This is a genomic window from Pseudomonas panipatensis (assembly GCF_900099785.1).
Classification (GTDB): domain Bacteria; phylum Pseudomonadota; class Gammaproteobacteria; order Pseudomonadales; family Pseudomonadaceae; genus Pseudomonas; species Pseudomonas panipatensis.
On the sequence record NZ_FNDS01000010.1, the window covers coordinates 33,312 to 47,073 of the forward strand.

Consider the following 13,762-nt stretch of genomic DNA (forward strand, 5'->3'; position numbering starts at 1 on the left):
TGCACCGATCAGACGGAAACGCGGATACCTTGATGATAGTCCGCCGCCAGGCTCCGGCAGGCCATGAATGCGCTAGCGAATCGCCGTCGGTTTGCTGGACGCCACGGCCGACCGCCAGGGTGCGAAAGTGACTATCTGAGTGCCGCTACCTAGCACGTCGGCACGACTCAGAGGTTTCAACTGCCCATTAGTGGTCAAGAGCAGAATCACGCCTAAGCTTCTTTGGAGTTGATGACAGCGGTGCTGTGCCCGTCGAGAACCTGACAGGTTCCATCCATGGTTTGGAAACACGTTTTATCAGGGCATCGCAGCGCCAGAGAACCCAATGCCGGCCTTATCCAGATCGATACTGACAACATCACATTTCTCCACTGCGAGTGACTCACTCGGAACCTGAGGGAACCTCATCATGGGCAGATTCAACAGAACGCTTTTCAGCGTTGTCTTGAGCAGCGTGCTGCTTGGCGCTTGCGTCTCGAATGTGACGGAGAAAGAACAGTACTCCGGGTTCCTGCCCAATTATTCCGGGCTCAAGGAAGAGACTTCGCCAAGCGGCCATCCCGTGATGCGCTGGGTTGATCCGAGTTTCAAGCCTCGTACCTACAGCACGGTAGTGTTCGACAAACTTCAGATGTATCCGGCGCCCAAGCCGAATGAACGGGTGAACAAGCAAACCCTGCAAGACTTGCAGACATATGCCAGCGACTACACCAGAGAAACCATTGCGCTGCGCTATAAGCTGGTGCCTGATCTGCGCTCGGTCCCCTCCGGTCAGCGGGCCATGCTCATGAAAGCCGCCATTACCGGCGTCAGTGCCTCCAACGAAGGCATGAAATGGTATGAGGTGATTCCGGTGGCGGCGGTCGTCGGGGCCACTTCGGCGGCCACCGGGCATCGCGATCAGAATACCGAACTCTATATCGAGGCCAGCATCAGCGACGCCGAAACGGGTAAACCCCTGGTCTACGTCGTGCGCAAGGTGTTCGGTCAGACGCTGGAAAACGATAAGCAGGCGATCACCGCCAATGACTTCAAAGCCGCCATCAAAGAACTGAACAGCGACCTGAGCATCATGCTCAACAGATAAGCCGCCCATGCGGCATGCATTCCATGTTTCGCGTCGGCACAGCCATCTCAAGGGCTGATATCGGCCTATCGAAAATGCGCTACCGATACGAATGAAACCCCGCAACGACGCAGTTGCGGAGTATGTTCAGGGCGGCTTCAGGATGTCTGGGTATGGGCTATTTGTTTGACGCTATCGTATTGGGATTGCTGGCATTGCTGCCTTTGATCAATCCTCCGACGACAGTGGCGCTTTTTCTCGCCCTGTCCCAAGGGCTCAGTCAACACGAAAAAAACCAGCAGGCACTCCGAACCGCAATCTACGTCTTCGCCATCATGGCATTCACCTATTACATCGGTGAATTCATCATGGATGTTTTCAATATATCCATTCCGGGCCTGCGCATTGCCGGTGGCGGAATCCTCATAATAATCGGCAGCAGAATGCTATTCCCCCAGCCGCGCCAGCCATCCTCTTCTCGCGAGAGCGAAACGGCGCACGCCAACTTCGCCTTCATTCCCTTGGCCATGCCCAGCACTGCGGGGCCGGGCACCATTGCGATGATCATCAGCTCTTCCGCCAGCATCAAACACAACACCAACTTTCCGTCCTGGGTGTTATTGACCGCCCCTCCATTGATCTTTCTTTTCGCCGCACTGATTGTCTGGGGCTGCTTGCGCTCTTCGGAATTGATCATGAAAGCGACAGGAGAGTCAGGCATTGACGCCGTCTCACGCTTGATGGGGTTTCTCCTCGTGTGCATGGGGGTGCAATTCGCCATCAACGGTTCAATCGAGATCATTCAAACCATCATCAACAACAACCTCCCCCTGCTCCACTCTCCGTAAGCGAGCGCTGGCCCCGCGCCGAGCGACGGCAGCGCTCGGAGCAGTAGCGCACTTCATCCCAGCACCGTGCCCAGCGGCGGCGCCAACTGAAGGGGCGCCCGCACACCGGGCAGCCCTTGTGCGGCAGGTGCGTCTTCTTCACAGCGACTCCCCTGCGTCCAACTGCGCCAGCAGTTCCTCGCCACGCCGCCAGAGCGCCTCGCGACGCCCCTCGTCCATGCCCTGCAGGTTGCGGTAGACCATGGCCAGGCGCGGGTTGCCACTCAGTTGCTGGCGATGGCGCATGAGGAAATGCCAGTACAGCGCATTGAATGGACAGGCGCTGGCCCCCGTGGCCTGGTCTACCCGATAGCGGCAGCCGCCGCAGTAATCAGACATCCGCTGGATGTAGCGGCCGCTGGCGCAATAGGGCTTGGAGCCCAGGTAGCCGCCGTCGGCGTGCATCACCATGCCCAGGGTATTGGGCAACTCGACCCAGTCGAAGGCATCGAGGTAGACCGCCAGGTACCACTCGCAGATGGCCGTCGGGGCGATGCCGGCGAGCAGCGCGAAGTTGCCGGTGACCATCAGCCGCTGGATGTGGTGCGCATAGCCCAGCTCCAGCGTCTGGCCGATTGTCTGGGCCATGCAGCGCATGCCGGTGGCGCCGGTCCAGTAGAACGCCGGTAGCGGCCGGCGATTGCCGAAGGCATTGAGCCCGGCGTACTCCGGCATGCGCAGCCAGTAGATGCCCCGCACGTACTCGCGCCAGCCGATCAGTTGGCGGATGAAGCCCTCGGCCGCGTTCAGCGGCACCCGCCCCTGGCGATAGGCACTGTCGACGTCGGCGCACAGCTGGCGCACGTCGAGCAGACCGATGTTCAGCGCCGCGCTGATCCGCGCGTGGAACAGGTAGGGTTCGCCCTCGGCCATGGCGTCCTGGTAGTCGCCGAAGGCGGCCAGGGAAAAGTCGAGGAAGTGCTGCCACAGGGCCTGCGCCTCGGCATGGCTCACCGGGTAGTCGAAGCCCGCCAGGCTGCCGTAGTGATCGCTGAAGCGCGCGCCGACCAACGCCAGCACCTCGCGGGTGATGGCATCCGCCGCGAAACGTGCCGGAAAGGGGCCGCGCAGGCCGCGCGGCAATGCCTTGCGGTTCTCCGCGTCGAGGTTCCAGGCACCGCCCAGCGGGCGACCATCGGGCTCCAGCAGCAGGCCGGCTCGCTTGCGCATCTCGCGGTAGAACAGCTCCATGCGCAGTTGCCGGCGGCCACCGGCCCAGCACGCGAAGTCCTCGCGCGAACAGAGGAAGCGGCGGTCGGCGTGCCACACCAGGGGCAGCCCGCAGTCGCGCAGGGCCTGCTCCAGGCGCCATTCGCCGCATTCAGTGACATGCACCTGTGGCGCCCCCAGCGCGTCGTGCCAGCGGCGCAGCTCGCCGGGCAGGCTGCCGCTGTTGCCGGCGTCGTCCAGGCGCACGTAGATCACCCGCCAGCCCCGCTCGCGCAAGGCCTCGGCGAAATGGCGCATGGCGCTGAAGATCAGCGCGATCTTCCGCGGGTGATGGGCAACGTAGCGCGCCTCGGCCTCCACCTCGGCCATCAGTAGCGCGTCCTGGCGACCGTCCAGCACATCGAACAGTTCGAGATCGAAGGACAACTGGTCGCCCAGCAGCAGCCCCAGGCGGCGAGCCGGTGCGCTCACCAGGGCTCCGCCAGCGACAGTGGCAGGCGCAAGGCCTCGACCGGCCCTTCGCGCACACCGCACATCTCGTCGTGCACCACCTGCTGCACCAGCACGCAGGGCAGTGACGGCAGTTCGCGCAGCAGCTCGCGCAGGTGGGTGGTGGAGCGCAGCCGCAGCGTTTCGCCCTGCTCGTCGCGCAAGGTCTGCATGCCCTGCTCCAGCCGCGCGCGCAGGACGTACAGGCCACCCTCCAGGGACAACAGTTCGAGTTCGCGGACGGCGCCGCTGGCCGCCATGGCGTTCAATTCTTGCAGGTTCATCGGTCTCTCCCGGCCTACCAGGGCAGGCGCACTCCGTCATAGGCAAAGAAGCCCCCGCTGTCGGCGGGCCCCAGGCGGTCGATCAGCGTCAGCAATTGCTGCGCCGCATCGCGCGGCGGACGCGCCGCCACGGCGCCGCGAAAGGGTTGCGACAAGGCGGAGATCAGGGTGCCCGGGTGCAGGCTCAGCAGGCGTGCGCGCGGGCGACTGCGGGCCAGCTCGATCGCCGCGGTCTTCACCAGCATGTTCAGCGCCGCCTTGGACGCGCGATAGGCATACCAACCACCCAGACGGTTGTCGCCGATGCTGCCGACCTTGGCGGACAGCACCGCCATGGCGCCCTGCGGATCAAGCAGCGGCAGGAAGTGGCGCAGGACCAGGGCCGGGCCCAGGGCGTTGACCTGGAACACCGCCTGCAGTGCCTCCGCCTCGATCGCTGCAAGGTGCTTTTCCGGGCGCACACCGTCCCGGTGCAACAGGCCCGCCGTGTGCAGGATCAATTGATAGGGGGCCTCCTTGGCCAGCGCGTCCGCCGCCGCGGCGATACTCGCCGGCAGCTCCAGGTCCAGCGCTGGCGAGCTGTGCCGGCCCAGCTCGCGCACGCCGGCGCACCGCCGGTCTTCGCGCAGCCAGTCGCAGAACGCCGAGCCCAGGGCGCCGCTGGCACCGATGACCAGCGCGCGGTAGCCGTCGCCGAACGAGTGCAAGGCAAAGGGCGCATTCATCCCTCGGCTCCCGACGGCTGACGGCGAAAGAACAGGGTCACCTGGCCCAGCTCGACGCCGAACTTGCTCATGCTCGAACGGTTGATCAGGGTGTCGTCATCCATCAAGTACATCCAGTCATCGAAGCTCACCTCATAGATCGCACCATCCACCGGAAGATTGAGCCGGTAGCGCCAGCGCAGGGCATTGCCGGCCACCTCGCCCCGGGCCTCGCCGATCACATCGTCCGCCCGTCCGCGCCAGCGCCCGGCGCCGTCCGGGGTCAGGGTCCAGACGCGCCGCTGGCGGGTACCGTCGCTGTAGAGGAAGCGCTCGTCGAGGATCAGCCGGTCGCCCTCGCGGTGGCTGGCGATCTCGACATGGAAGCGCTTGACCACCTCCCCCGAGCGCTTCTGGAAGATCCCCCAGGCCTGCACCGGCTGGGCGAAGAAGCGCGCCAGGTCGAGCGCCGGGCGCTCGCCCGCATAGCGCTCGACGCCGACATTGCCGCAACTGCCGAGCATCAGGCAGCCCAACAGCACCAGTAGGAATTGCAGGCTCACGCGCTTCATTCACTCGCTCCATTCATACCCAGTAACGCCCGGCGTAAACGCGGCGCACGGCTGCGCGCGTCAAGCCATATGGCGAAGAAGGCGCGGGCGAAAGCCGCGTCGCTCACCTCACGATGAAATTGCTCATCGACGTAGAAGCGGCAGCCCTTGCCCGGCAGGTACAGCCCGGTGATGCGCTGACCGGGCTGGACATCGACGAAGGCGCCGCGCATCTCCCCTTCCCAGCGCGCCAGTCGGGTTTCGTCCACGCTGTCGCCAGCGATGCGCCGCATTTCGTCGAGGCTGGCCTGCACCAGGGTGTCGCGCGTCAGTTCGCGGTGATAGGTCAGTTCCAGCGCGAAGGGCTGCTCCCAGGTCGGGGGCGTCACCGGACTCCACAAACGCGCGGAGTAGAGGGCGAAGCCGAACCAGGTGAAATCGCCACCGCCGACCAGGCGCGCCGCGGGCATTTCGCGCTGCCAGTCAGCCAGCGCCAGGGAAGCCTGGAACATCAGCAGCCACGGCAGCCACTGGCCCAGCCCGGTTTTCCCACGAACGGATGCGACGAACATGGACCCTCCACGCGCTTATGGTCCGGCCCGGCAAATATTGTACAAGAATCTCGCCATGTAAAGATTTAATCGGCTATCCCTGGGCCATGGCGATCACTGAGCCACCACGCCGCACAGCGCAAAGTGGCGCCAGGCCTGGCGGCGCGCCCAATCAATGATATTCTTGTACAAGAAAGTACCAATGTATAAGTTTTGCCGCCATACTAGGCCAGCAAGCAGAGTGCCACCATCGAATCACCCTGCGCATGACGGAGAAGTCGAATGTTCCGGAGCATGACCAAGCGCCTCAAGAATGACCTTCAGCACTGTCAGAGCCAGTTGCAGGAACTGAACGCCGAGCGCGAAGGCATGACACGCTTTCTCGCCATCGCCGAGCTATCCGCGCAGGGCGAAATCCTTGGCGCCAACGCGAACTACTCGGCCCTGACCGGCGAATCCACCACCCGGCCCGGCGCGGGCCGGCAGCATGACCTGCTCCGCAGCGACGACCAGGAGCACCAGCGTCTCTGGGCCAAGGTCATCGGCGGAGCGGCACAGACCGCGCGCTACAAGCGGGTGGCCGCAGACGGCGGCGAGGTCTGGCTGGAGTCGCGTTTCATCCCCATTGCCGACCCTGCGGGGCGGATCGTTCGTGTCGTGGAACATGCCGCGGACGTGACCGAACGCCTGGCCCTGGAGCGCCGGCAGGCGAGCGTCCTGGACGCGGTGAATCGCTCGATGGCGGTCATCGAGTTCGACCTCGACGGCCGGATCAAGGACGCCAATGCCAACTTTCTCACGCTGATGAACTATCGCCTCGGCGACCTCATCGGCAAGCATCACAGCCTCTTCTGCGAAGCCGAAGAGGCCGCCAGCAGCGAATACGCCGCGTTCTGGCGCGCGCTGAACGACGGCGAATTCCGCAGCGGGCTGTTCAAGCGGCGCGACAGCCGCGCGCGCCCGGTCTGGCTGCAAGCCACCTACAACCCCTTGTACGACGACGCCGGCCAGCTCTACGGCGTCATCAAGCTGGCGAGCGACGTCAGCGAGCGCGTACTCGCCAGGAAGCGCCTGGCGGAAACGGCGGAATTCGCCTTCGACATGTCCAAGGCGACCGACCGCCAGGCCGAGGGCAGCGCGCAGATCGTCAAGGAAACCCTCGGCACCGTGCAGATCATTACCAGCGAGGTGCGCCAGGCCGCGGAAAAGGTCATGGCGCTGACCACCCAGTCGGCGGAGATCGGTGGCATCGTCAATGCGATCAGGGGCATCGCCGAGCAAACCAACCTGCTGGCGCTGAATGCGGCGATCGAGGCGGCACGCGCCGGCGAACAAGGCCGGGGTTTCGCGGTGGTGGCCGACGAAGTGCGTAACCTGGCCACGCGAACCAGCAGCGCGACCCTGGAGATTTCCGAGGTGGTCATGCGCAGCCAGCAACAGGCGCATGAGATAGCCGAGTGCATGCAGGGTTGCAGGGCGCAGGCGGAAAAAGGCTTGCAGCTCACCGAAGCGGTGGGAGAAGTGATCCTGGCCATCCAGAAAGGCGCGCGCCAGGTGGTCGAGGCCACCCAACAATTGACCGGCTCGGTGGCGGCCTCCGGCGCTGGCGGCGCGGCCTCGAACACTGGCAAGAACAAAGGAGACACGGCATGAGACCGAGCAATGCTTCGTCCGCGCGCTGCCTGGCCTGCAAGGACGGCAAGGCGCTCGAATTCGACTTCAGCATGGCCTTCCAGCCGATCGTCGACGTGCGCACGGGCAGCGTATTCGCCTACGAAGCGCTGGTGCGCGGACTCGACGGCAGCGGCGCGCAAGGCATCCTGAGCCAGGTATCCGAACGCAATCGCTACGCCTTCGACCAGGCCTGCCGGATCAAGGCCGTCGAATTGGCGGCGCAACTCGGCATGCCCTGCTACCTGAGCATCAACTTCCTGCCCAATGCGGTGTACCAGGCGGCGACCTGCATCCGCGCCACGCTCGAGGCGGCGAAGCGCTTCAACTTCCCGACCAAGCGAATCGTCTTCGAGATCACCGAGAACGAGCAATTGGTCGATAAGCAGCATCTCAAGGAGATCATGCTCGAATACAAGCGGCAGGGCTTCAAGACCGCGATCGACGACTTCGGCGCCGGCTATTCGGGGCTCGGCTTCCTGGCCGAATTCCAACCCGACATCATCAAGCTGGACATGACCATCATCCGCAACATCCACCAGGATCGCGTACGCCTGGCGATCGTCGAGGGCATCCTCAGCCTGTGTCGATCGCTCGGCATGGAGGCGATCGCCGAAGGGGTGGAAAGCCAGGAGGAGTACCTGCAACTGCGCAGCCTGGGCGTCGAGCTATTCCAAGGCTACTGGTTCGCCCGGCCAGCGTTCGAGGCACTGCCCAGCGTCAACTGGCCGCTCGGCCTGGCGGCGCAACGCCCGGAGAGCGGACATGGCCAGCAGCGCTGACTTCGAGTCGGCCTCACGCGAGGTGCTGGCGTTCCTGCAACGGACGCTGGGCTTTGATCTGTGGCTGGTGACCCGGGTCGAGGAGGATGACTGGATCGTGCTGGAGAGCCATGGCCAGGGCTATGCGCTGGAAAATGGACGGGCGCTGGAATGGCGCGACTCACTCTGCTCACGGATGGTCGCAGGCGTGGCGCCGCGCATCGCGCCACGCGTGATGGACGTCCCCGCGTATGCGACGGCGCCGTTTCTCCGCCAGTTTCCGATCCAGGCCTACATGGGCCTTCCGCTCTACCTCGCCGACGGCAAGCTGTTCGGTACGCTGTGTGCGTTTGCCACGACGCCACAGCCATCCGCACTCAGCGCCCAGGCCGACCTGTTCGACGTGATCGGCATGCTGCTGAGCCTGCTCCTGCAGATGGAAATCAAGGCAGAAACACAGACGCGCCGGGCCGAAAGATTCGAAGCCCAGGCCCTGCTGGATGCCATGACCGGCCTGTTCAACCGGACCGGCTGGGACCAGTTGATGGCCAAGGAGGAATACCGCTGCAGGCGCCACGGAAAATCCTGCGTGGTGATCGTGGTCGATCTGGACGAGCTGAAGCAGATCAACGACAGCGAGGGACATATGGCTGGCGATGCGCTGATTCGGCGAACCGCCGAAGCCCTCGCGCAGGCCGCCCGCAGCGAAGACGTGGTGGCCAGGATCGGCGGAGACGAGTTCGGCATCATTGGCGTGAATTGCGATCAAGCCGGCGGCAGCGCCCTGCTCGCTCGCGTACTCGGTAGCTTGGCCGAGAAAGGCATTGCCGCGTCGGTCGGTCTGGCGGTCAGGGCCAGCACGGGAGATATCGGCCAGGCATTCATCGAGGCGGATCGCTTGATGTACCAGCAGAAGCGTCGAAAATCCTCGCAACAGCCGCTGCCCCAGGCCAGTGTCGAATGAGCAGTCGGCCGGCCAGCGTGCATCCGCCACCCCTCAGCCAGCGTAGCTGACGCGGCCCGCTGCGCGCCTACCGGGGCGCCCTGCCCTGTGCCCTCCTCCCGCCTCCCGTCGTTCCGCGGCGCTGGGTTCGCTCGCGCACAGACCCCGGCAGCACGTCCGCCTAAAATAAAAAATTGCCTTAGGTCGGCTGCTTTTTTCCAGGAGAACGGCGATGAATGTTTACCGTCATGAAGTGTCGGGGGTCTTTGCCCAGCGCGCCGAGGCAGAGCGCGCGCGCCAACGCATGATCGATGCCGGGATACCCAGCGCGCGGCTGCGCATACTCGGCGCCGGCGATGCGCCCGCAGAGACCCGTACCAGTCGGGTCAAGCGCTCGCTCGGAGAGATGCTGACGAGCGGCGCCATCGGCCTGTGCCTCGGCCTGCTCGTGACCACGCTGACCGCCTTCGCCCTGAGCAAGGACCACAGCGGGCCGCTGTTTGGCGTGCCGCTGAGCATGCTCGGCTGGGGCAGCCTGCTCGGCGCGGTGTTCGGCGCCATGGTCGGGGCGTCCGCGCATGTCGGGCAGATCGCCCAATCGTTTCGCTACGCCATCGGCCATGGTGAAGCCGTGCTGCTGGTGGAAACCCACGCGGATCGCGAGACACAGCTGGCTCGCGACATCATCGAGGCCTCCGCGGGCGTCGGCGTACGCATGGACGTCAGCTTGTCCTGACGCGCCACGGCGCCAGGCCGCGGCAGAGGACAACCGCGCCGCGTCATCCCTTCGCGTTTCCGCGAACCTGGGTTCGTTGACGCACAGACCAGCGCCCAGCGCCGGCCGCACACTGTGCATGCAACGGAAAGACCAGCAGCCAGCGGAGATACGCACATGCTCGAAACAATCATCGTCCTGTTGATCGTCTTATGGGCCCTGGGGCTGGTTAGCGCCTATACCCTCGGCGGTTACATTCACATCCTGCTCGTCGTGGCCCTGGTGGTCCTGGCGATTCGCCTGCTGCAGGGGCGGCGCCTGTGATCCAAAGGGTGCTCGGCGCACCCGGCAAGGCCCCGGCAAACACCCAACGCCAAGCCCCCGGCTCGGCGTTGGGCAACCGCTGAGAGGGCGACACCCAGGCATTTCCGCGAGGCGGCGTCAGCATGTGGTACTTCGGCATTCTCGACCTCTCCGTCTGGTCGCTCATCGTCACGACGCTGGTGCTCACCCACCTCACCACCCTCAGCGTCACCCTCTATCTGCATCGCTACTCGGCGCACCGCGCCATCGAGCTGCACGCCGCGCTCAAGCATTTCTTCCGTTTCTGGCTGTGGCTGACCACCGGAATGAAAACCCGCGAGTGGACGGCCATCCACCGCAAGCACCACGCCCAATGCGAAACCCGCGAAGACCCGCACAGCCCCCGCTACAAGGGACTGGCGACGGTAGTCTGGCAGGGCGCCGAACTCTATCGGGCCGAGGCGCGGAACCCCGAGACCTTGTGCCGCTACGGCAAGAACTGCCCGGATGACTGGCTGGAGCGCAAGCTCTACAGCCGCTTCCCGAATGCCGGCGTGACCCTCATGGTCGTGCTCGACATCGGCCTGTTCGGCGTACTCGGCCTGACCGTCTGGGCGGTGCAGATGATGTGGATCGCCTTCTGGGCGGCCGGCGTGGTCAACGGCCTCGGCCATGCCGTGGGTTACCGCAACTTCGAGTGCCGCGACGCGGCGACCAACCTGCTGCCCTGGGGTGTGCTGATCTGCGGCGAGGAACTGCACAACAACCACCACACCTACCCCGGCTCAGCGAAGCTATCGATCCGCCCCTGGGAGTTCGACCTGGGCTGGGCCTGGCTCCGCCTGCTGAGCGCGCTGCGCCTGGCCCGGGTGGTACGGGTGGCGCCCGTCGCCCATCGGGTGCCGGGCAAGCGCTGCCTGGACAGTGACACGGCCATGGCGATCCTGCGCAACCGTTTCCTGGTCATGGCGCAATACCGCCAGTTGGTGATCGCGCCCCTGGCCAAGCAGGAACTGGCCCTGGGCGACGCCTCGCGCCGCCGCCTGATCCGCCGCGGCCGACGGCTGCTGTGGCGCGAGACCAGCCTGCTGAACGCACGGCAGCAGGCGCTGGTCAGCGCCACGCTGAGCCAGAGCCCGCTGCTCGGGCTGATTTACCAGAAGCGCATGGCGCTGCAGCGGATCTGGGCCGAGAGCAACGACCTCTCCGCGGCCATTGGCCAATGGGTACAGGAAGCCGAGGCCAGCGGCATCCGCTCGCTGAGGGAGTTCGCCGACCTGCTGCGCAGCTATGCGCCACACTCGCGCGGCGACGAATGAGCGCCGTCCGCGTCGTCAGGGCCATGATCGGCCTGGTGGGTGCGCTGGCGTACAGAAGCGAGACGCCGCCGCAGGCATGCTGCACAGACGCTGTCGCCAGGCGGCAGAAGCTGTAGCGGACATCGTTGCCGCCTGGCGGGGATTTTCCCGCAGGCGCGTGGACGCTGTCCCCGCACCGTCCGTGGTCGCCAGTCACCCTGATCGCCGCCCCTGGATGGCGCTCAGCTCACACGGAAACGACCTGACCGGCCACTCCCTGTCATGCCGAAGCCAACGATCTCTCTTCCGGAGCACGACAATGAGCACACCAAGAATCTACCTCTCCGCGCTGATCATCGCGGTCGCCGCGCTCGTCTCGGCCGGTTTCGTCGACAACGCGCGCGCGGCGACCGCCGAAGACCTGGACAAGGACGCCCGGCAAGCGCTGCAGATACTCTACAAGTCCCACCCACTGGCGCAGACCCTGTCAAAGACGGCCAAAGCCATCCTGGTGTTCCCCAACGTGGTCAAGGCCGGCCTGGTGTTTGGCGGCAGCTATGGTGAAGGCGAGCTGATCAGGGGCTCGAAGGTGGACGGTTACTACAACTCCGTGTCCGGCTCCTGGGGACTCCAGGCGGGCGCCCAGTCATTCGGCTATGCCGTGTTCCTGATGAACGAAAAGGCCGTGACCTACCTGAACGACAGCAAAGGCTGGGAAATCGGCGTCGGGCCCACCGTGGTGGTGGTCGATGAAGGCGTGGCGAAGAACCTGTCGTCCTCGACGCTGAAAGACGATGCCTATGCATTCATCTTCGACCAGCAAGGCTTGATGGCTGGCGTCAGTATCGAAGGCACCAAGATTTCCCGCATCAAACGCTGAAGCGCAAGGCCTGCTCCCAGGCTGCCCCGTACCGCGACGGCACGGGGCCAGCCGCCCGCCCCTGGGCGGCCCTGGCGCTGGCTATCGGTCTTTCACCGGCTGTTCTGCGGGCTCTGCCGCGCCGGTCTCTGGCCCAGCGGTGGGGACGGGGCGTTCTTCGGGCGAGCACGGGGGGCGCAGTTTGTCGCGATCATGAAAGGAATAGCGTTCGGCGTAGGACTCGTAGCGCGATTCGGCAGCACCCTTGCCGCCGGTCGCAGCGGCGGGCGGCTGCTCCTTGACGCTGGTGGTTTCGCTCGGGTTGTTCATGCTCACCTCGGTATCGCTTGCCTTGCCACGTAGCAAGGCTTCACTACACAAAGCATATGCCAGCCACCCAGCGGAGTCGGTACGCCGACGTACAGACGCCAAGCGCTGGCGGCGCTGCCAGGCGTCGCGCGCAGAGCGGACGGACGGTATCCCGCCAGCCGCTTGCTGCAGCCACCCGCGTGTATCCTCGAAGGTCGTATGAAGGCGCCACCCTGAAGGGAAACCCGCATGTCCGACACCCCCTCACCATTGCAGAACCACCTGTTGGCGGCCCTGCCGAAAGAGGTCCAGGACCGCCTGTTCCCTCACCTGGAACTGCGCCGCCTCGATCTTGGCGCAGTGCTCTACGAGTCGGGCGATGCCATGCGCCATGTGTTCTTCCCCACCGATGCCATCGTCTCGCTGCTCTATGTGATGGAAAGCGGCGCCTCGGCGGAAATCTCCGTGGTCGGTAACGAAGGCTTGATCGGTGTCGCCGTGTTCATGGGCGGCGAAAGCACGCCGAGCCGCGCCATCGTGCAAAGCGCCGGGCATGCCTTCCGCCTGTCGGGGCAGCGGGTCAAGGATGAGTTCAATCGCCACGGCGAAATGCTGCAACTGATGTTGCGCTATACCCAGGCGCTGATTACCCAGATGGCGCAGACGGCGGTGTGCAACCGGCATCACTCGATTGACCAGCAACTGTGCCGCTGGCTGCTGCTGTCGCTCGATCGCCTGCCGAGCAATCAACTGACCATGACCCAGGAACTGATCGCCAACATGCTCGGCGTGCGCCGCGAGGGCGTGACCGATGCCGCCGGCAAACTGCAAAAGCTCGGGGTGATCGAATACAGCCGTGGCCATATCACCGTGCTCGACCGTGCCAAGCTCGAAGCGCTGAGCTGCGAGTGCTACCAGGTGGTGAAGAAAGAGACCGACCGCCTGCTGCCCTACCTCCATCCCTAGCGGCCCCCCGCGCGTTTCTGGCGCGGGCGTCAAGGGCGCTTCGGCCCCTGGTGGGAACCGCTCAGGTCCGTGCTGTTGCTCCGTTGCCGGTGCGCCGGGTCGGGGGACCCGCCAGCGCTCTGGCGCGGCCCGTTGGCCTGCCCGTCCCGGTTCGCCTCGTCACCCTGCCCAGGCTTGTTCCGGGTCGGCGAAGACTGCCGGTGCGAATCGCCGCCTGCCGATGTCTCGCCCCTGC

Annotated in this window: 16 protein-coding genes and 2 pseudogenes; 11 read left to right on the forward strand and 7 right to left on the reverse strand. The window is 65.0% G+C overall.

The annotated features are described in order from the left end of the window. Positions 1-409 precede the first annotated feature (409 nt). Positions 410-1,087, forward strand: coding sequence for a DUF3313 domain-containing protein (locus BLQ74_RS21345; protein WP_090266106.1), 678 nt, complete (start codon positions 410-412; stop codon positions 1,085-1,087). 152 nt (positions 1,088-1,239) lie between these two features. Next, complete coding sequence (locus BLQ74_RS21350; RefSeq protein ID WP_090266109.1) at positions 1,240-1,914, forward strand: MarC family NAAT transporter; 675 nt, start codon at positions 1,240-1,242, stop codon at positions 1,912-1,914. Here BLQ74_RS21350 and BLQ74_RS21355 read toward each other — a convergent pair. Genes BLQ74_RS21355 through BLQ74_RS21380 form a run of 6 tightly spaced genes read right to left on the reverse strand, consistent with a single transcriptional unit; the run spans position 1,880 to position 5,723 of the window. Beyond that, positions 1,880-2,056, reverse strand: a complete 177-nt coding sequence (locus tag BLQ74_RS21355) for a DUF2256 domain-containing protein (RefSeq protein ID WP_090266112.1) — start codon at positions 2,054-2,056, stop codon at positions 1,880-1,882. The genes BLQ74_RS21350 and BLQ74_RS21355 overlap by 35 nt on opposite strands. Then, the gene (locus tag BLQ74_RS21360; protein ID WP_090266115.1) at positions 2,053-3,594 is read right to left on the reverse strand and encodes a cryptochrome/photolyase family protein; all 1,542 of its coding nucleotides are present in this window, start codon (positions 3,592-3,594) and stop codon (positions 2,053-2,055) included. Before BLQ74_RS21360 ends, BLQ74_RS21355 begins: the two co-directional genes overlap by 4 nt. Then, complete coding sequence (locus BLQ74_RS21365) at positions 3,591-3,896, reverse strand: DUF6482 family protein (protein WP_090266119.1); 306 nt, start codon at positions 3,894-3,896, stop codon at positions 3,591-3,593. Before BLQ74_RS21365 ends, BLQ74_RS21360 begins: the two co-directional genes overlap by 4 nt. Positions 3,897-3,910: 14 nt before the next feature. Then, entirely contained in the window at positions 3,911-4,621 is a 711-nt protein-coding gene (locus tag BLQ74_RS21370; RefSeq protein ID WP_090266120.1) for an SDR family oxidoreductase, read from the reverse strand. Continuing rightward, positions 4,618-5,172, reverse strand: a complete 555-nt coding sequence (locus BLQ74_RS21375; RefSeq protein WP_170842838.1) for a DUF3833 domain-containing protein — start codon at positions 5,170-5,172, stop codon at positions 4,618-4,620. Before BLQ74_RS21375 ends, BLQ74_RS21370 begins: the two co-directional genes overlap by 4 nt. Continuing rightward, positions 5,169-5,723, reverse strand: a complete 555-nt coding sequence (locus tag BLQ74_RS21380) for a chalcone isomerase family protein (RefSeq protein WP_090266123.1) — start codon at positions 5,721-5,723, stop codon at positions 5,169-5,171. The genes BLQ74_RS21375 and BLQ74_RS21380 overlap by 4 nt, the downstream gene beginning before the upstream one ends. Positions 5,724-6,071: 348 nt before the next feature. On the opposite strand from BLQ74_RS21380, the pseudogene BLQ74_RS28220 reads away from it, so the two are divergent. From BLQ74_RS28220 to BLQ74_RS21410, 8 genes and pseudogenes are all read left to right on the forward strand, one after another. Next, positions 6,072-6,764 (forward strand): annotated as a pseudogene (locus tag BLQ74_RS28220) (PAS domain-containing protein); the annotation flags it as partial. A 135-nt stretch (positions 6,765-6,899) separates the two neighbouring features. Then, positions 6,900-7,355, forward strand: a pseudogene (locus BLQ74_RS28225) (methyl-accepting chemotaxis protein); the annotation flags it as partial. Beyond that, complete coding sequence (locus BLQ74_RS21390) at positions 7,352-8,155, forward strand: EAL domain-containing protein (protein WP_212633154.1); 804 nt, start codon at positions 7,352-7,354, stop codon at positions 8,153-8,155. The pseudogene BLQ74_RS28225 and the gene BLQ74_RS21390, both read left to right, overlap by 4 nt. After that, positions 8,139-9,098, forward strand: coding sequence for a sensor domain-containing diguanylate cyclase (locus BLQ74_RS21395; RefSeq protein WP_090266128.1), 960 nt, complete (start codon positions 8,139-8,141; stop codon positions 9,096-9,098). Before BLQ74_RS21390 ends, BLQ74_RS21395 begins: the two co-directional genes overlap by 17 nt. 211 nt (positions 9,099-9,309) lie before the next feature. Continuing rightward, complete coding sequence (locus BLQ74_RS21400) at positions 9,310-9,813, forward strand: hypothetical protein (protein ID WP_090266131.1); 504 nt, start codon at positions 9,310-9,312, stop codon at positions 9,811-9,813. Between the two features lie 156 nt (positions 9,814-9,969). Next, positions 9,970-10,116: a lmo0937 family membrane protein gene (locus BLQ74_RS27175; protein WP_139199098.1), complete on the forward strand. Its 147-nt coding sequence runs from the start codon at positions 9,970-9,972 to the stop codon at positions 10,114-10,116. A gap of 122 nt (positions 10,117-10,238) precedes the next feature. Then, positions 10,239-11,414, forward strand: a complete 1,176-nt coding sequence (locus tag BLQ74_RS21405) for a DesA family fatty acid desaturase (RefSeq protein ID WP_090266134.1) — start codon at positions 10,239-10,241, stop codon at positions 11,412-11,414. Between the two features lie 298 nt (positions 11,415-11,712). Further along, a complete protein-coding gene (locus tag BLQ74_RS21410) occupies positions 11,713-12,273 on the forward strand; it encodes a lipid-binding SYLF domain-containing protein (RefSeq protein ID WP_090266137.1) in 561 nt (186 codons plus the stop codon). Positions 12,274-12,354: 81 nt separating this feature from the next. Here BLQ74_RS21410 and BLQ74_RS21415 read toward each other — a convergent pair whose 3' ends face one another. After that, positions 12,355-12,582, reverse strand: coding sequence for a hypothetical protein (locus tag BLQ74_RS21415; RefSeq protein ID WP_090266139.1), 228 nt, complete (start codon positions 12,580-12,582; stop codon positions 12,355-12,357). A gap of 228 nt (positions 12,583-12,810) precedes the next feature. Here BLQ74_RS21415 and BLQ74_RS21420 point away from each other — a divergent pair, with 228 nt between their 5' ends. Continuing rightward, positions 12,811-13,527, forward strand: a complete 717-nt coding sequence (locus tag BLQ74_RS21420) for a Crp/Fnr family transcriptional regulator (protein WP_090266142.1) — start codon at positions 12,811-12,813, stop codon at positions 13,525-13,527. Positions 13,528-13,762 lie beyond the last annotated feature (235 nt).